Consider the following 16311-nt stretch of genomic DNA (forward strand, 5'->3'; position numbering starts at 1 on the left):
GGTTCCACCGTAGGGCCGGAATCCGGGCGCCTTGCAGAGTTGCACGTTGTTGCAATGACCCGCTTCCATGAGAGCTGCTCATGGAAGCGGCTACGCTGGTTTCGTGGACCTCACCGCCGCCGAACTGCGCATTCTCGACGCTGTCGAACGGGGTGGCAGCTTCTCGGCCGCGGCGTCGACATTGGGGCTGACTCAGTCGGCTGTCTCGCATTCGGTGCGGATGACCGAACGCAAGATCGGTACCGTCCTCTTCGACCGCGGCCGGCACGGCGCTCGCCCGACACCGGCCGGCGAACGCGCGATCCTGCATGGCCGTGGCGTGCTCCGCTTGATGGACGTACTCCGCGCTGACGCGCTCGCGGCCTCTGGTGGTTCGCTCGACACCCGCTTGCGGATCGCCGCCTTCCGCAGCGCGGCCGCGCAACTGCTCCCACCGGCGCTGACCCGGTTGACGGCTCGGCATCCGCAACTCTCGTACGACGTATCGATCGTGCGGGATGTCGGCGGTGGTACGGCGACCGAGGTGGTCGAGGGCCGCGCCGACCTAGCGATCGTGAACCTCCCGCACCGGCTCCCCGCATCGGCCGGCCTGGTCGGCGGCGAACTACTCGACGAGCCGTATGTACTGATCCACCCGGCTCGTTGCTCGGACCCCCGATCTCTCCCACTGATCGACTGGACCGAGAACTGCTCGACCGAGACGCGGCAGTGGTTCCGCACCCAGGATTGGTTGCCTCCAGCCACCATCAACGTTGCCGACGATACCGTCCTGCTCTCGATGGTCGCCCACGGCCTCGGCATGGCCGTCGTCCCTCGGACCACTGCCGCCGACCGTGCCGCCGACGTCGCACTCGAGGACCTAGGCCCAACCACCCCTCGCCGGACGATCGGCTACCTCACCACCCCAGCCCTATCCCGCAGCACAGCCCTCCGCGAACTGGTCGCCGAGCTTCGAGCCACCCGCCCAACCAACTGACTGACTGACTGACTGACTGACTGACTGCAGCGTCGGCGGCGAAGCTGGCCAACTGCGCCGGGGGAGCTGTACCGCTCGACAGGAGGTAGTGGTCATCCCGCGGCCGACCGCGGCCGCCGTGAGCGTGGTGGTCGGCGGATCGGTCGACTACCTCCTGTCGAGCGGGACGGTGTCGACCGTGAGCTTGCCGTTGTCGATGAGCCAGGTGAGGGCGTCGAGGGTTGCGGCGAGAGCGGAGTACGAGGGGCGGAAGCCGAGGAGTCTGTTGGCCTTCTCCATCGAGCAATGCGGGCTGTGGGTGATGTGGTCGAGGGTGATGGCGGCATCGCGGTCCGAGACCGTCTTGCGCCACTCTTCCCATGGCAGGAAGGACAGCCGTGGCTCCTGGCCGAACCAGCGAGCCACCCCCTCGGCGTACCCGCGCAGCGTCATCGCGCCGGCGGCGACGGCATGGAAGCTCTCGCCGATCGCGACCGACCGATTGGCCAGCGCGGCGAGGAAGACGCCGGCGACGTCGGCCGCGTGCACGTGCTGCACCGTCTCCAGGCCGAGGTTCGGAAGTACCAGTTCGTTGCCGTTAGCAAGAGTCTCGAAGACGCCGAGGTCGAGGTGCCCGGCCGGATTGATCGGCGCCCACCCCGGCCCGGTGATGTGCCCAGGCCGGATCACGGTCGCGGGCAACCCGTCGGTGCCGAGCAGTCCGTCGCCGCCGAGCAGGTAACGCTCGATCGCGGCCTTGGCGATCCCGTACTCGCCGAACGGGACCGTCACCGCCTCTTCCGGCGTCGGTACGAGCGCACTCGGGCCGTGCACCCAGATGGTCCCGCAGTGCAACAGATGCCGCACCTGACCCCGCAGCGCCTCACCCAACTGCCGGGCACTCTCCTCGGTGAAGCAGATCAGATCGATCACCACGTCAGCACCGAGCGCGCGAACCCGCTCCCCGAAGGTCCCGGCGGCGTCCTCCGCATCCCGATCGACCTGAACGCGCTCGACCCGATTCCAGGCCGAGCTTGCCCGGTACGGCGTACGCTCGCCGCGGCTGAGCACGACGACCTGATGCCCCAGTTGCACCAACTCCGGGACCAGGTAGCTGCCGATGTGCCCGGTACCTCCGATGACCGCGATTCGCATACCGTCCACCCTAGGCGGCGGCGCCGGGTGGGGCGCGAACTATGGTGGCGGGATGAGTTTCACCGGTTTCCCGGCGGCGGCGCTGGACTTCTACGACGATCTCGAGATGGACAACAGCAAGACGTTCTGGACGGCGAACAAGCACGTCTACGAGGAGTCCGTCCGGGCGCCGATGGTCGCGCTGCTGGCTGCGCTGGAGGAGGAGTTCGGAGCGGCCAAGATCTTCCGGCCGTACCGTGACGTTCGCTTCGCCAAGGACAAGACGCCGTACAAGACCGCCCAGGGCGCTTTCGTCGCGCTCGGTCCGTCCACCGGGTACTACGTTCAGGTGGCGGCACCTGGTGTCCGGGTCGGTGCCGGGTTCTACGAGGCGTCGGCCGATCGGCTCGCGCGGGTGCGTACGGCGATCGACGAGGACCGTCGTGGCAAGGAGCTCGAGAAGCTGCTCGCCAAGCTGCAAGCATCCGGCTGGACCCTCGGCGGCGACAAACTCAAGACGACTCCTCGCGGCTACACCGCCGACCACCCTCGCATCGAGCTACTCCGCCACAAGTCGATGACGCTGGGCAAGTCCTACGGCTTCGAGCCCATCATCCACACCCCAGCCCTAGCCGACCAGATCCGCACCGACTGGCGCACCACAGCCCCGTTCCTCGACTGGATCAACACCAACGCCTAACCGGTGAATTCCAGCACAGGCCGGCCACGAGCATGACCACCACCGGCCAGGCGGCCAGCACCCCTGCCAGATACTGAGTCGAGCACCGGCAAGAGATCTGCAAGTCACTGGCCCCTGGCTCTGGCCCAGGAGTGGGCCACGCACCTGCCGGCTAACGGGCAGTCGGCCCTGGACGTCAGCTAGCACGGGCGGGGCTGGTGGTCAGTAGAAGGAGCGCCTGACGGGCGAGATCACTTGTCGGGTGCCACCCTTCGGGGTGACGTCCATCCAGTACGACGTGTTCTTCGGCTGCCCATCTATTACCTGGTGGGCGGATGGAAGCACCGCTGGTTGATGCGCCGACTCCGGCGGTGGCTAGGCGACCGCGGGTGTACCTCCTGGAGAACCGGTTCTGGTGGAGCGGTTCAGGTGTAGTCGTGGAGGATTTGGGCTAGTTTGTCGCGGGTTTTGCTGGGTGGGGGTGCGGCTACGCAGAGGGCTTCCATGGTGGCCGTGTACTGGTCGAGGTCTTCGAGCTTGTCCAGGTAGAGGGCGCTGGTGAGGTGCTCGATGTAGACGATGTCCGGTAGGTCCTGCTCGGGAAAACGCAGGATGCTGTACGCGCCGCCGGTGGCTGCGTGGCCGCCGGAGTCGAAGGGCATGACCTGCAGAGTCACGTTGGGCATGTGGGATGCCTCGATCAGGGACTCCAGTTGGATGCGCATCGCCTTCAGGCCGCCGATCGGGCGGCGTAGTACCGACTCGTCGACCACGGCCCAGAGGCGGACCGGGTTTGCCCGCTGCAGGACCTCCTGGCGGTTGACCCGCAGGGAGACGCGGCGCTCGACCTCCTCGGCCGGGATCAGCCCGCGGCCGAGCTGGACGACTGCGCGGACGTACTCCGGGGTCTGCAGCAGACCCGGGACGAACTGCAGCTCATAGGTACGGATCAGCTGCGCGGCGGACTCGAGCCCGAGATAAGAGTGGAACCAGCTGGGCAGTACGTCGCCGAAGCGGTGCCACCAGCCGGGGTTGTTCGCGTCGCGGGCAAGAGCAAGCAGCCGCTCGCGCTCTTCGGGGTCGTCGATGCCGTACAGAGACAGCAGGTCGCGGACGTCGCGCTCCTTGAAGCCGACCCGGCCCAGCTCCATCCAGCTGACCTTGGACTCCGACGAGCGGATCTCCCAGCCGGCATCGGACCGGGTGATCCCAGCCGCCTCACGCATTCTCCGCAGGTGTGCGCCGAGGATGATCCGCAGCGCGGTCGGCCCGCCTGGCGCGCCCGACTCCGTCACACTCACCTCCGACGCCCCAACTTGATCCCAAACGGCGGCCTGCCCACCCCGACGAATCATCTCACGGCCGGACCGTGATCTGTCGAAGTTCTTACATAGAGTCGTGGGTGCTGTCCACCAGCTCGTCCACAGCTCGGCCACCAGCTCGCCGATCAGACCGCCGATCGGACCTGCGATCACCGGTGACTGGACCGGCGAGCAGGTCGCTCCGGCCGGTTCGAAGCGGCATCGATTCCACAGCCCCTCACAGTGCGTGATGGTCGATCAGCAAGCGACCAGCTGCACGCCGACGGTCCGAAGTACCGGTAATCGCTTCCCGGTCAGCTTGTTCGGACCTTTCGAGGCTCAAATCGGCCCCTCGGAGGCCTCGGCTGAGCCTTCAGTTGGTCACAAGTCGAAAACGTGCGGATGCACGTGCATCGGGCGCTTGCATTCGTTTCGTGCGACCGCCATGATTGCTTCATGCACAGAAGGTGAGCTGTATCTCGCAAAAAGTGACATCGCGTGATCCAGCACTCCGGTTCTACAGATCCGTCGGGCGGTACGCCGGCATGACTGGTTGGGGACCCCGAGTCGATGAATGACGACGACACCGAAGCCATCGGTTTCGCTGCCCGCCCTGCCGGCGAGCGAGCGCCCGGCGAGCTGACCGAGCGGGAGATCCAGGAACTGGTGGCGCGCTGCCCCGAGCAGCAGCGCTGGGCCTTCGAAGGCTGGCTCCGAGGTGAGCGCCTGCTGGACGGCGATCCGATCGTGAGCCTGGGATGACCACCGAACGAGCGGGAGGACGGAAAATGGTGCGGATCTGGTTGGGCGACCACCTGATCGCCGAATACGTCGCGGAGCCCGACCGGGCCTCGCGTTACCAGCGAGTGATGACGCCGAAGTTCACCGGTCTGCGGATCACCGTGGACGGCGCGGCGACGGCTGGTGCCTCCGAGCTCCCCAGCGAGCAGCTCTGGCCGCTCACTGTGCAGTAAAAGCAAGTAGTACAAGGCGGTAGCAGTACTACGCAGTAAAGCAAAAGGCCGGCCTCCTAGCGGAGGGCCGGCCTTTGCTGTTCTCTTACGAAGAGCCTCGGCGGGCACCGATCATCCGGTACGCCGTGATGCCACGCCTCGGCATGTCGCAACCGAATCGTGCGACCGCCGCAACCGGCTATGCAGGTGCCCGTAACAGAAAGGGGCCCCCGCACCACTCGCCTGGTGAAGGGGCCCCTTGCTCTGTGGATTGATCAGGCGAGATCGTCGAACTCGCCATCGTGAACGCCGCCGAGAAAGGCTTCGATCTCGGCCTTGGTGAAGACCAGCGCCGGTCCGTCCGTGTGACGCGAGTTCCGCATCGCCACACCGCCGCCAGGAAGCTTCGCCACCTCTACGCAGTTGCCGTTCGGGCCACTCCGCTGACTCTTTCGCCAGATCAGCTCGTCGATCGCGTCGGCGGGCATGCCGTTGTAGAGAGCAGTCATCAGCTGCACCTTCCGTACGTCTTTGGCATATGCACGTGCATTTGGGCTTGCATTTGCATCGTACACGTTGGAGGGCCGTGTGTCCGGTCCACTACACGCCGTGTTCGAGAGCCTGTCGGCGGGGCCTGTGATATCGCTATCCGTGACCGATTTGAGGGTCGTCGCAGGCCCTTGTCGGGTGTTCGCACGACGATCTGCCGGGCGTTCGGCGTAACCCCGCGGGGACTCGTCCCGTTGAGAAATCAGGCGGGTGTGCAGGCTTCGTTAAATCGGCTCCTGAACACTCCAGGAAGGGCCGAACCAGGCTGCCGCTGGTATGCAAATGCACTACGATGGCGGCAACGATTCCCTACGACACGAAGGCTGCGCCGATGGCTCCCGACAGCCCGGATCCCGCTCCGGAGTTCGACACTTCCCAACCGACCATCGCGCGCGTCTACGACGCGTTGCTCGGTGGCAAGGACAACTTCGCAGCCGACCGCGAGGGTGCGGCGACCTACCTGAAGTACGTTCCGGATGCCGGCCGTTGCGCGATCGACAACCGGGACGCGCTGGTCAAGGGTGTGCAGTACCTGGTGCGCCAGGCGGGGATCGACCAGTTCCTGGACATCGGCTCCGGCCTGCCGACGCAGAAGAACACGCACCAGGCGGCGCAGGAGATCAACTCCGAGGCCAAGGTCGCGTACGTCGACAAGGACCCGATCGTGCTCGCCCACGGGCGCGCGCTGCTGGCGACCAACGACAGCACCATCGTCGTCACCGCCGACCTGCGGCAGCCGAAGGAGATCCTCGACAACGAGGAGATCAAGGCGCACCTGGACTGGGACCGCCCGATCGCGCTGATGATCGTCGGCATCCACATGCACTTCCACGACGACGAGCTGCCGGACGAGTGGGTCCGCACGATCATGGACACGCTGGCCCCGGGCAGCTACCTGTTCATCACCGACTTCGTCGACACCGGTGAGCCGCTGCAGAAGGCGATCGAGCAGGCCGGTCTGGAGAGCCTGGGCAACGGCTGGATCCGGACCCCGGAGCGGATCACCGAGCACTTCCTCGGTCTGCCGCTGATCCCGCCGGGCCTGGACTTCCTGGCCCGCTGGTTCCCGGAGGACCCGGACGGCGACGTGCCGGACGTCGAGGACCTGCAGCCGTACCAGCGGATCCTGATGGCCGGAATCGCCAAGAAGGGCTGACCCCAGCCCATCGGCCTCGGAGGCGCGCATCCCACAGGGGGTGCGCGCCTTCTGCTTTCCCTGGGGTACTTCGTTGCCAACTCGCCCTTGTCGATTGTGACTGTGGGCGTCGGGTACCGGCACAATGAGCAGTGAGACAGCCTCGAGCAACGGAGTACTGACGTTTCTGCGTTCCGGATGATCAGGACGGTGCCCGCCGACGCGGTGGCCATCGTGCGGTTCTACCCGCCGATGGTGATCTGCTTCGCGGCCGCGCTGGCTGGTACGGCGCTCGTCTTCGACGTCTTCTACCTGGCCGCGAACCCTGGGCTCGGGCTGGCCATGGTCTACACCGTTCCGGTACTGGCCGGGCTGATCGCCGGACTGGTCGCTGCCGCTGACGACGTCGAGCTGGAACGTCGCGTGCTGGTCTGGACGATCGCGGCGACCGTTGCCGTCGGCATCACCAACGCCGTCGTGCTGGCGCTGATCGCGGCGATGCGGCGGACCAACCCGTCGGATTGGAAGTCGGGCGGACAGTCGGTGCTGTTCGCCGCTTGTACGGTGTTCGCCGTCGCGGTGATGGTGGTGGTGGTCGGTGGACTGATCGGTGTGCTGGGCATCGACCTCAAGACGAGGCTGCCGAAGAAGAAGTCCGTGGCGCCAGCGCCCGCGGCGATTCTGCGGTCGAAGCCGATGGTGAGTAAAGAGGCGGCTGCTCGCGCGAAGCCGGTACGGGCCGAGTCGGACGACCAGGGCGATCTGCTGCTGGACGGATCAGGCGATGGGGAAGGCGAGCTGCTGGAGGAGGCCGGTGAATCCGGCCGTCGCGTCGAGCCGGTCTCCGCGCTCACGCCGCCGTCGTTCCTGCCACCGCTCCCGAAGGTCATCGACCTCGACGAGGCCCGCCCGGTCACCCCGTGGACCGAAGGCACCGGCCACGCCGACCGCCGCGGCTCGCGCTCCCGCCGCATCCCCGCAGTACCCCCCACCCGCCGCCCCCAACGCCCCGGCCGCCGCGGCGACCGCTGAGCCAGCGCCGGTCGCCCCAGCGTCTCGGCCTCCGTAGCATGCGCTGACCGAGCTAACCGTCGCGCCCGCCGCCCGGTCATGGCGGGCGCTGAGGGTGCCGTCGTTGGCCGGGCCGTACGGCGGGCGGGTGGAGTAGACGTAGCCTGCGAGGGTGACCTGGGATCTGGTGATAGTCGGGGCTGGGCCGGCGGGGGCTGCGGCTGCGTTGGGGGCGTTGGCGGTTGAGCCTGGGTTGTCGGTGTTGTTGCTTGATCGGCAGGAGTTTCCGCGGGACAAGGCGTGTGGGGATGGGATTGCTCCGCAGGTTTTTGATCTGTTGGCGGAGGTTGGGGTTACGGGGGTGGTCGACGACCGGACGCCGATTCGCCGGCTCTCGCTGCGGCGTGGATCGCTTGGGGTTGATCGGATGATGGCGCGGCCGGCATACGTGGTTCCGCGGGCTGTGTTCGACGCGCGGCTGGTTTTGGCGGCGGTGGACGCGGGGGCGGTACTGCGGAAGCAGCGCGTGACTCGGGTTGAGGTGCAGCGGTCGTCGGTGCGCGTTGATGACGTCGACGCACGGATGGTGGTGGGTGCGGATGGGGCGTACTCGCTCGTCCGAGGGGCGTTGGGGATCGCGGGCGGGCCGGTGGCGTTGGCGTTGCGGGGATATGCGCCGACGCCTTCGGGGAGGGCTGAGCAGCAGGTGATCGTGTTCGGGACGGCGCGGCAGCCGTCGTATGCGTGGTCGTTCGATCGTGGGGACGGCTGGTCGAATGTTGGGTACGGCGAGCAGCTCAGGGCTGGGCGGGAGCGGCCCACTCGCGCCGGGCTGCTCCGTGAGCTCGAAGTGTTGTTGCCTGGAGCAACTGATGGGGCTGTGGACTGGCGCGGGCATCATCTGCCGCTGGCCTCGTGGAGGTGGCGGCCGGAGACAGGGCGGGTGATGCTGGTGGGTGACGCGGCTGGGCTGATCAACCCGATGACGGGTGAGGGGATCTACTACGCGATCGCCACCGGGATGCTGGCGGGGCGGGCTGCGGTCGGTGCGCTGCGGCGGGGCTCGGGCGATGCAGGCACGGAGTACCGGCGGTCGGTGGGAGCGTTGCTGGGGAGACACCTGCGGGATACGGCATTCGCTGCCCGGCTGACTCGGTCGGGGCGGGTGCTCGACGCGGGAATCAGAGCGTCGGCGGCGGATCAGGTTGTGTTCGACAACCTCGTCGAGATCGGCCTCGCCGATGGCGTACTACGATCCGCCGCGCTCCGCCGGATCGTCGGACACCTGGCGCGATGAGTCGCCGCGGCGCTGGGCGCGGCTGAGCCGACGTTGGTCAGGGCGCGGCTGAGCCGGCGCTGGTCAGGGCGTGGCGTTGGGTGTCGGTTAGGCGGGTGACGGTCACGGTGTAGGTGTCGGGGGCGACTGTGGTCAGGGCCAGGGGGTCGGTGTCGTAGGTCTGGGCGGTGGTGAGGGCGGTCGTGACTCGGGCGAGTGGCCAGGTGAGGGCGGCGGCTAGTTGGGGGGCGGTTAGGGGGCGGGCGGCGTGGATCAGGGCGGCCAGGATGGTGGCGGTGTCTTCGGCGGCCTCGGGGTCGGGGCCGAGGCCTGACATGTCGTCGCTGAGGTGCTGGAAGAACTGGCTCATTCGTTCGAGGCGTTCGCCTGCGGGAGTTGACGGGTCTAGGAGTTCGGCGCCTTTGCGGGCGGTGCCGGCCCAGTTGGCGTTGGCGCGGGCGCTGGTCCGCCAGGCCTGGATCCAGATGTCCTCGGCGATCAGATAGCGCTCGTGGCGGCCGGCCGGATCTGGTTCGCGGCGCGCCAGTTCGAGGCCCTCCAGGTAGGTGATCGCCTTGGAGATGGAGGCGGGGCTGACCTTGAGCTCGCGGACCAGGTCGGCGGCGGTGAGGCTGGGGGCGTCAGCGGTGTAGAGGTGGGCGAGGACGCGCGACGCCATCCGGGGCAGGCCGGTCTCGACCATGGTCTCGGCGAATAGTTCGGCGTACTCGCGGACGGCGGCGCGGTCGCGACCGTAGGCGTCCTTGGTGGGAGCTTCCGTCTCAGGTGCAGGGTGCTTGCGGCGGCGGGCTCGGGAGCTTGTGGCGAGGTGGGCGTGTTCGGCGCGGTAGCCGGTGCGGCCGCCGTTGCGGGTGACCTCGCGGCTGATCGTCGAGGTGGGGCGGTCGAGCTCGCGCGCGATCTCGGCGTACCCATGGCCCTCAATTAACCGGGTGGCGATCAGCCGGCGGTCCTGCTGGGTCAGCCGTCCTCCCGGCATCGGCGGTCTCCCTGGGTTTGCGTTCGCGGTCAAAGTCATTGCAACAATAGCCCAGGGTTCCCAAATAAAAGAGAGTTCGCAGCCAGAGGATCGTTGCCGACAGTAGAAACGCAACGTAGCTTCCGGGGTATGACTGAGGTTGTTCTCGAGGTGGACGGGCTGCGGATGCGGTACGGCGCCACCGACGTGCTGCATGACGTGACGCTGCGGGCGCGGCGGGGTGAAGTACTGGCGTTGCTCGGTCCGAACGGGGCGGGCAAGACGACGACGATCGAGATCCTGGAGGGTTTCCGGCTGCGGTCGGCCGGGCGGGTCTCGGTCCTCGGAGTGGATCCGGCCGAGGGCGACGAGCGGTGGCGGGCGCGGCTGGGCGTAGTACTGCAATCGTGGCGGGACCACGGCAAGTGGCGGGTGCGGGAGTTGCTCAAGCATCTTGGCGAGTACTACGCGCCGTACTCGACCGCCGCGGTGCAACGGCCGTGGGACGCCGATGAGCTGATCGAAGCGGTCGGGCTCACCGAGCATGCGGGGCAAAAGATCAAGACGTTGTCGGGTGGGCAGCGGCGCCGGCTCGATGTTGCGATCGGGATCGTCGGGCGGCCGGAGGTGCTGTTCCTCGACGAGCCGACGGCTGGGTTCGATCCGGTGGCGCGGCATGAGTTCCATGAGTTGGTGGCTCGGCTGGCGGCGGAGGAGGGGACGACGGTGCTGCTGACGACCCACGATCTCGACGAGGCCGGCAAGCTGGCCGATCGCATCCTGATACTGGCCGGCGGGCGGATCGTTGCCGCTGGCACCGAAGCCGAGTTGACCCGGCTGATCGCGGGGCAGGACGAGGTTCGGTGGACTGTCGACGGGCAGCGCTTCACCGAGTCGGTTGGTGAGTCGACGGCGTTCGTACGCGGGCTGTTCAGCCAGTACGGCGAGGCGCTGACGGAGCTGGAGGTCCGGCGGGCGACGCTCGAGGACACGTACCTGACCCTGGTACGACAGAACGAGGTGGCGTGATGAGCCCGCGGACGATGGCGATCCGGACCGGCTGGCGGCGGGGCGTGATCGAGCTGCGGCAGTCCTTCACGAACCCGGGCGAGCTGGTCAGCCACTTCCTCTGGCCGGTGCTCCTGCTGATCGCCCTGTACTTCCTGCGCGACAAGTCTTTTGGAACGACCGGTTTCGGGCTGGGCGCGTTGGCGTTGCCGAGCATGCTTGGGATGAACGCGGCGATGGGCATGATCAGCATGAGCCAGCAGCTCACCGCCGATCGCGAGGACGGCACGCTGCTGCGGGCGAAGGCGACGCCCAACGGCATGCTCGGGTACTTGGTGAGCAAGGTCGTCTCGGTGGCGGGTGGGCTGATCGTCGACCTGGCGATCCTGCTGATCCCGGGGCTGTTGATCATCGATGGACTTGCGGTGAATCGGCCGTGGACCCTGCTGTGGGTGCTGCTGCTCGGGTTGCTGGCGACCTTGCCGATCGGGGCCGTACTGGGGTCGGTGTTCACGAGTGCGCGGTCGCAGGGGTTGATCCAGTTGCCGGTGCTGGCGCTGATCGGGATCTCGGGGATCTTTTACCCGGTGACGGCGTTGCCGGGGTGGTTGGAGTTCGTGGCGCAGTTGACGCCGATCTACTGGCTCGGGCTGGGGATGCGGTCGGCGTTGCTGCCGGGGGATGCGGTCGCGGTGGAGGTCGGCGAGTCTTGGCGGCATTTGGAGACGGTGGGGGTGCTCGGCGTGTGGGCGGTTGTTGGGTTGCTGGTGGCTCCCGTCGTACTGCGTCGGATGGCGCGGCGGGAGTCGGGGTCGAGCGTGGCCGGTCGTCGGGAGAAGGCGTTGCAGCGGATCGGATGAGCTCGGTTGCCCGGCGCCAAGGCGCTTGCGGAGTACTCAGTGGGTTAGCGGCAGTCCGAGGAGTTCGAAGTGTTCGGGGCCGATGAACGAGGTCACGGCGGCGATCTTGTCGTCGCGCAAGGTCAGGACGGTGATCGACCAGGCGGTGTGCTCGCTGTCGGGCGTCATGCCGAGGTAGCCGGCGATCGCGGGCTGGCCGTTGGCGGTGGTCGCGAGGTTGTGCCAGCTCGGGCAGCGCGTCAGTGGGACCTCGGTGGCGAAATCCATCACGGCGGCTCGCCCCGAGTACCAGTGGCCGAGCGGCGGCATCGACCAGGTGACGTCTTCGGTGAGCAGCGCGACGAGGGCGTCGGCATCGCCTTGCTCGAGGGCTGTCGAGTAGCTCGCGACCAGTTGCTGGACGCGTTCGTTGCCGAGGGCATGGATCGTCTGTTGCTGGCTTTGCTCGGGGACCTTGTCGGCGACGAGACGGCGGGCGCGTTGGAGGGCGCTGTTCACCGAGGCGGTCGAGGTGTCCATCATGGTGGCGATCTCGGCGGCGCTGAACCCTAGTACCTCGAAGAGCAGCAGTGCGGCGCGCTGGTTGCCGGGGAGGTGCTGGAGAGCGGCGACGAAGGCGAGCTCGACTGCTTCGCGCTGTTCGTAGCTCGCTGCGGGGGTGTCGCTGGGGTACGGACCGAGCCAGGCGATCTCGGTTCGCGGTGGGTCTTCGAGTACTGCGCGGTCGCTCGACGGGCTGAGGTCCATCGGGAGCGCACGGCGGCCGCGGCTCTCGACCAGGTCGAGACAGGTGCGGGTGGCAACGGTGTACAGCCAAGATCGGAGCGTACTGCGGCCTTCGAAGCGGGCGATCGCCTTCCACGCCCGGAGCAACGCGTCCTGCAGAGCGTCGTCGGCATCGTGGGACGAACCGAGCATCCGGTAGCAATGCGCATGCAGCTCCCGCCGCAACGGCCCGACCAGCCGCGTGAACGCCGCGTCGTCGCCCTGCTGCGCCTTGGCGAGATCGGCTGTCGGGTCGAGGGAGGTTTCGCTCACACCGATGAGTCTGCCAGGAAGTCGAGGACCAGTTGGCTCGCGACGGATTGGAACTCGTGGAAGTAGGCATGGCGGGCATGGGGGATGACGTGGGCGCGGGCGTCGGGGATGCGGCTGGCGAGGAGGTCGGCGTTCGCGGCTGGGCTGAAGAGGTCGTCGGCGCCGTGGAGGATCAGGGTGGGGGACTTGATCGCGGGGAGTTCGTCCCAGGCGTCGTGGTTGTTGCTGGCGACGAGGTGACGACCTCGGGCGTACGTCGGCATGGTGGAGTCGCCCAATACGTAGTACGGGCCGGGGTGGTTGGCCAGCCAGGTTGGGGTGTACATCAGGTCGAGCAGGATGCGGTCGCGTCCGGCCTGGTCTGCTCGGGCGAGGGCTTGGCGGATGTCCTGGCTGCGCTCGTAGCCGTGCTTCTTGCCGGGGGACGTGCAGCCGAGGACGAGTGATCGCACTCGCTCCGGATAGCGGATCGCGAGCCATTGGGCGACCCGCCCGCCCATCGAGGTGCCGTAGACGTCGATCGACTCGATCCCTGCATCGTCCAGTACTGCGATCACGTCGTCGGCGAAACCCTCGGTGCTGTAGACGACGTCCGGGCGGTCGCTGTCGCCGGTACCGCGCCAATCGAGGGTGATCGTTTGGCGCTCGAAATCTGCTCTGACCGGATCCCACCAGTGATGGCTGTTCGCCTGGCCGGCCAAGAGGAGCAATTGCGGGCCGTCGCCTTGGAGTTGGTAGGCGATCCGGGTTCCGTCGGCGGCAGTGGCCAGGTGGCCCATCAGTTCTTGAAGAGGGCGGAGTAGGCGTTCAGGGCTGATTGGCCGCCTAGGTGGGCGTAGAGGACGGTGGAGGTACGGGGGATTTCGGCGGTACGGACCAGGTCGATCAGGGCGGCCATGGATTTGCCTTCGTAGACGGGGTCGAGGATGACGCCTTCGAGCGAGCCGGTGAGGCGGATGGCGTCGAGGGTGGATTGGACGGGGATTCCGTAGTACTCGCCGGCCCAGCCTTCGAGGACGGTGATCTCGTCGTCGCGGAGCTCGCGGGCGAGGCCGATCTTGGCCGCGGTGTGACGGGCGATCTTCTCCACCTGGGCGCGGGTCTCGTCGATCTTGGCGGAGGCGTCGATGCCGAGCACCCGGCGCGGGCGGTCCTGGCCGGCGAAGCCCGCGATCATGCCGGCGTGGGTCGAGCCGGTGACCGAGCAGACGACGATGGTGTCGAAGAAGACGCCCAGCGCTTCTTCTTGAGCCCGTACTTCGTCCGCCCAGTTCGCGAAGCCGAGGCCGCCGAGCGGGTGATCCGAGGCGCCGGCGGGGATCGCGTACGGGACACCGCCGCCGGAACGGATCTGCTCGAGTGCGTTCTCCCAGCTCTCCTTGAAGCCGATGCCGAAGCCTGCCTCGACGAGTTCGATGTCGGCGCCCATCACGCGGGAGAGCAGGATGTTGCCGACCCGGTCGTTGACCGCGTCGGGCCAGTCGACCCAGCTCTCCTGGACCAGTCGCGCTTTGAGCCCGAGTGAAGCGGCGACGGCTGCGACCTGGCGGGTGTGGTTGGACTGGATGCCGCCGATGGTGACGAGGTGGGTCGCGCCTTGGGCGAGCGCGTCGGGCACGAGGTACTCGAGTTTGCGGGTCTTGTTGCCGCCGAATGCCAGGCCGGAGTTGCAGTCTTCGCGCTTGGCCCAGATCTGCGCTCCACCGAGGTGTTCCGTGAGGCGCTTGAGCGGATGCACCGGGCTGGGTCCGAAGGTGAGGGAGTGGCGGGGGAAGTCGCTCAGGCTCATAGATTGCTCCTGTTCGGCGTCAGTTGACGTCGTCGGCGAGGACGGGCTCTAGGGTCAGCCAGTTCTCGCGGGCGGTGTGGGCGGCGGCGTCGGCGTTGCCCTCGATGGCATTGGTGAGGATCTTGTCGTGCAGGGCGGCCGAGGCGCGGCCGCTGAGGGAGGCGAACCGGATTCGCTCGATCCGGCGGAGCATCGGGGTCACCTGTTCGAGGACCGAGCGGATCATCGGGTTCGCGCACGCCTCCACGGCGACCTCGTGGAAGTCGTCGTCGGCGGCGAGGGCAGCGTCGACGTCGTTGGCGCGGAGGGCGTTGCGGAAGCGCCGGTTCGCGCCGCGCATCGCCCGGAACTCCTGCTCGGTCATCAGCGGTACCGCCTCCCGGACCGCGAGCTCGTGCATCGCGGCGGCGACCAGCTGGGCCGATCGCGCCTCGCGGACGTTGAGCGGGCTGACGATCGTGAAACGGCCGGGCTTGGTCTGCACCAGGCCGGATTGCTCCAACCGGGCGAGCGCCTCGCGAATCGGAGTACGGCTGATGCCTAGCCAGGCGACGAGATCGGGGTCGTTCAGCCGCTCGCCGGGCGCGAGGGTGCCGTCGACGATCGCGTCGCGGATCGCGCGATAGGCGTCGTCGCGGAGCAACGACCTGGCGACAACACCCTGAGATTCCGGAACCGGCATGCAATATATTGCACGCGGAACATCACAGGATGTCAACCTGAGCTCGTACGACGGCTGCCGGTGCGGGGGTCCGCGGGCGGTAGAGGCCGACTAGTAGGCCGGTGATGACCAGGGCTACTCCGGCTAGTTCGGCGGGGGCTGGTAGGCCGAAGCCGAGGGCCAGGGAAGTGAGGATCGTGCCGACGGGGATGATGCCGGCGAAGAGGCCGGCGCGGTCGGCGCCGAGCATGGGGAGGGCTCGGTACCAGAGGAGGAAGGCGATGCCGCTGACGAGGATCGCTAGGTAGGCGAGGCCGGTCAGTTCGCCGAGGGTTGGGGTGCGGAGGAAAGGGCCGTCGGTGATCAGGCCGAGGGTGATCAGCATCGGTACCGAGGTAGCGGCGGTGTAGGCGGAGACGCGGACTGGGCCTAGGCGGACCAGGAGCGGGAGGGCGAGTAGGGAGAAGCAGGCTTCGCAGGCCAGGGCGCCTACGGAGTACAGGATTCCTTGGGTGTCTGAGGTGCCTAGGCCGGAGGCTAGGACGGTGCCGGCGACCACGATCGACGCGGCGATGATGATTCGGCTGGAGGGTCGGGTCCGGTGCATGACCGGGCCGGCGAGGGCTAGGACGATGGGGACGGTGCCGACGATCGTTCCGACGATGGCTGGGTTCGCGTGCTTGGTGCCTTCGATGACGAAGAGGTTGAAGAGCACCAGTCCGGTCGCGGCGAGCGCGATCAGCAGGAGGGCTTCGCGGCGGGTCGGGCGGATCAGCGGGATCCGCCGGGCGTACGCGACGGCGAAGAGCAGGAGTGCCGACACCAGGTAGCGCGCAGCTTGGCCGCCGTAGAACGGGTAGTCGTTCACAACCCCGGAGACCGCAGCGAGGCTGCCGACCAGGAACATCGCACCGCCCGCGCGGCTATAGGTGGACCAGGAATGGTTGCTCATGGCTTCCACGCTAGAGCCGTTCTGGCCTTTC

The 16311-nt window shown here is 67.6% G+C and carries 18 protein-coding genes; 9 read left to right on the top strand and 9 right to left on the bottom strand.

Annotated elements, in window-relative coordinates:
• Positions 1–103: 103 nt before the first annotated feature.
• Entirely contained in the window at positions 104–976 is an 873-nt protein-coding gene (locus tag OHA70_RS22680) for a LysR family transcriptional regulator (protein WP_328320792.1), read from the top strand.
• A 147-nt stretch (positions 977–1123) separates the two neighbouring features.
• Here the strand turns inward: OHA70_RS22680 and OHA70_RS22685 are convergent, their stop codons facing one another.
• Positions 1124–2110 (bottom strand): NAD-dependent epimerase/dehydratase family protein, encoded by a 987-nt coding sequence (locus tag OHA70_RS22685; RefSeq protein WP_328320794.1) that lies wholly within the window; start codon positions 2108–2110, stop codon positions 1124–1126.
• Positions 2111–2162: 52 nt separating this feature from the next.
• Between OHA70_RS22685 and OHA70_RS22690 the strand changes: the two genes are divergently transcribed.
• Positions 2163–2789, top strand: a complete 627-nt coding sequence (locus tag OHA70_RS22690) for a DUF2461 domain-containing protein (RefSeq protein WP_328320796.1) — start codon at positions 2163–2165, stop codon at positions 2787–2789.
• Between the two features lie 404 nt (positions 2790–3193).
• Here the strand turns inward: OHA70_RS22690 and OHA70_RS22695 are convergent, their stop codons facing one another.
• On the bottom strand, positions 3194–4063 hold the full coding sequence (locus OHA70_RS22695; RefSeq protein WP_328335188.1) for a helix-turn-helix domain-containing protein: 870 nt from the start codon (positions 4061–4063) through the stop codon (positions 3194–3196).
• A 576-nt stretch (positions 4064–4639) separates the two neighbouring features.
• On the opposite strand from OHA70_RS22695, the gene OHA70_RS22700 reads away from it, so the two are divergent.
• On the top strand, positions 4640–4831 hold the full coding sequence (locus OHA70_RS22700) for a hypothetical protein (protein ID WP_328320798.1): 192 nt from the start codon (positions 4640–4642) through the stop codon (positions 4829–4831).
• Between the two features lie 26 nt (positions 4832–4857).
• Positions 4858–5043: a hypothetical protein gene (locus tag OHA70_RS22705; RefSeq protein ID WP_112249279.1), complete on the top strand. Its 186-nt coding sequence runs from the start codon at positions 4858–4860 to the stop codon at positions 5041–5043.
• A 254-nt stretch (positions 5044–5297) separates the two neighbouring features.
• Here the strand turns inward: OHA70_RS22705 and OHA70_RS22710 are convergent, their stop codons facing one another.
• The gene (locus tag OHA70_RS22710) at positions 5298–5531 is read right to left on the bottom strand and encodes a DUF397 domain-containing protein (protein WP_328320804.1); all 234 of its coding nucleotides are present in this window, start codon (positions 5529–5531) and stop codon (positions 5298–5300) included.
• A gap of 332 nt (positions 5532–5863) precedes the next feature.
• Here OHA70_RS22710 and OHA70_RS22715 point away from each other — a divergent pair, with 332 nt between their 5' ends.
• The 3 genes from OHA70_RS22715 to OHA70_RS22725 all read left to right on the top strand — a co-directional run bounded on the left by OHA70_RS22715 (position 5864) and on the right by OHA70_RS22725 (position 9014).
• Positions 5864–6727, top strand: coding sequence for an SAM-dependent methyltransferase (locus tag OHA70_RS22715; protein ID WP_328320806.1), 864 nt, complete (start codon positions 5864–5866; stop codon positions 6725–6727).
• A gap of 189 nt (positions 6728–6916) precedes the next feature.
• Positions 6917–7738: a hypothetical protein gene (locus OHA70_RS22720; RefSeq protein WP_328320808.1), complete on the top strand. Its 822-nt coding sequence runs from the start codon at positions 6917–6919 to the stop codon at positions 7736–7738.
• 151 nt (positions 7739–7889) lie between these two features.
• Positions 7890–9014, top strand: a complete 1125-nt coding sequence (locus OHA70_RS22725; protein ID WP_328320810.1) for an NAD(P)/FAD-dependent oxidoreductase — start codon at positions 7890–7892, stop codon at positions 9012–9014.
• Positions 9015–9051: 37 nt separating this feature from the next.
• Here OHA70_RS22725 and OHA70_RS22730 read toward each other — a convergent pair whose 3' ends face one another.
• A complete protein-coding gene (locus tag OHA70_RS22730; protein WP_328320812.1) occupies positions 9052–9993 on the bottom strand; it encodes a GbsR/MarR family transcriptional regulator in 942 nt (313 codons plus the stop codon).
• Positions 9994–10122: 129 nt separating this feature from the next.
• Here OHA70_RS22730 and OHA70_RS22735 point away from each other — a divergent pair, with 129 nt between their 5' ends.
• Both OHA70_RS22735 and OHA70_RS22740 read left to right on the top strand, forming a co-directional pair.
• On the top strand, positions 10123–11001 hold the full coding sequence (locus OHA70_RS22735; RefSeq protein ID WP_328320814.1) for an ABC transporter ATP-binding protein: 879 nt from the start codon (positions 10123–10125) through the stop codon (positions 10999–11001).
• Positions 11001–11840 carry an ABC transporter permease gene (locus OHA70_RS22740; protein ID WP_328320816.1) on the top strand — a complete coding sequence of 280 codons (840 nt, stop codon included), beginning with the start codon at positions 11001–11003 and terminating at the stop codon, positions 11838–11840. Before OHA70_RS22735 ends, OHA70_RS22740 begins: the two co-directional genes overlap by 1 nt.
• Before the next feature lie 36 nt (positions 11841–11876).
• Here OHA70_RS22740 and OHA70_RS22745 read toward each other — a convergent pair whose 3' ends face one another.
• From OHA70_RS22745 to OHA70_RS22765, 5 genes are read right to left on the bottom strand one after another with little or no spacing between them, the layout of a single operon-like run.
• Positions 11877–12878: a sigma-70 family RNA polymerase sigma factor gene (locus OHA70_RS22745; RefSeq protein WP_328320818.1), complete on the bottom strand. Its 1002-nt coding sequence runs from the start codon at positions 12876–12878 to the stop codon at positions 11877–11879.
• Positions 12875–13657: an alpha/beta fold hydrolase gene (locus tag OHA70_RS22750; protein ID WP_328320820.1), complete on the bottom strand. Its 783-nt coding sequence runs from the start codon at positions 13655–13657 to the stop codon at positions 12875–12877. Before OHA70_RS22750 ends, OHA70_RS22745 begins: the two co-directional genes overlap by 4 nt.
• On the bottom strand, positions 13657–14667 hold the full coding sequence (locus OHA70_RS22755; RefSeq protein ID WP_328320822.1) for a 1-aminocyclopropane-1-carboxylate deaminase: 1011 nt from the start codon (positions 14665–14667) through the stop codon (positions 13657–13659). The genes OHA70_RS22750 and OHA70_RS22755 overlap by 1 nt, the downstream gene beginning before the upstream one ends.
• Positions 14668–14686: 19 nt before the next feature.
• The gene (locus OHA70_RS22760; RefSeq protein ID WP_328320824.1) at positions 14687–15349 is read right to left on the bottom strand and encodes a GntR family transcriptional regulator; all 663 of its coding nucleotides are present in this window, start codon (positions 15347–15349) and stop codon (positions 14687–14689) included.
• 22 nt (positions 15350–15371) lie between these two features.
• A complete protein-coding gene (locus tag OHA70_RS22765; RefSeq protein ID WP_328320826.1) occupies positions 15372–16280 on the bottom strand; it encodes a DMT family transporter in 909 nt (302 codons plus the stop codon).
• Positions 16281–16311 lie beyond the last annotated feature (31 nt).

This window comes from Kribbella sp. NBC_00382 (genome assembly GCF_036067295.1).
Taxonomy (GTDB): domain Bacteria; phylum Actinomycetota; class Actinomycetes; order Propionibacteriales; family Kribbellaceae; genus Kribbella.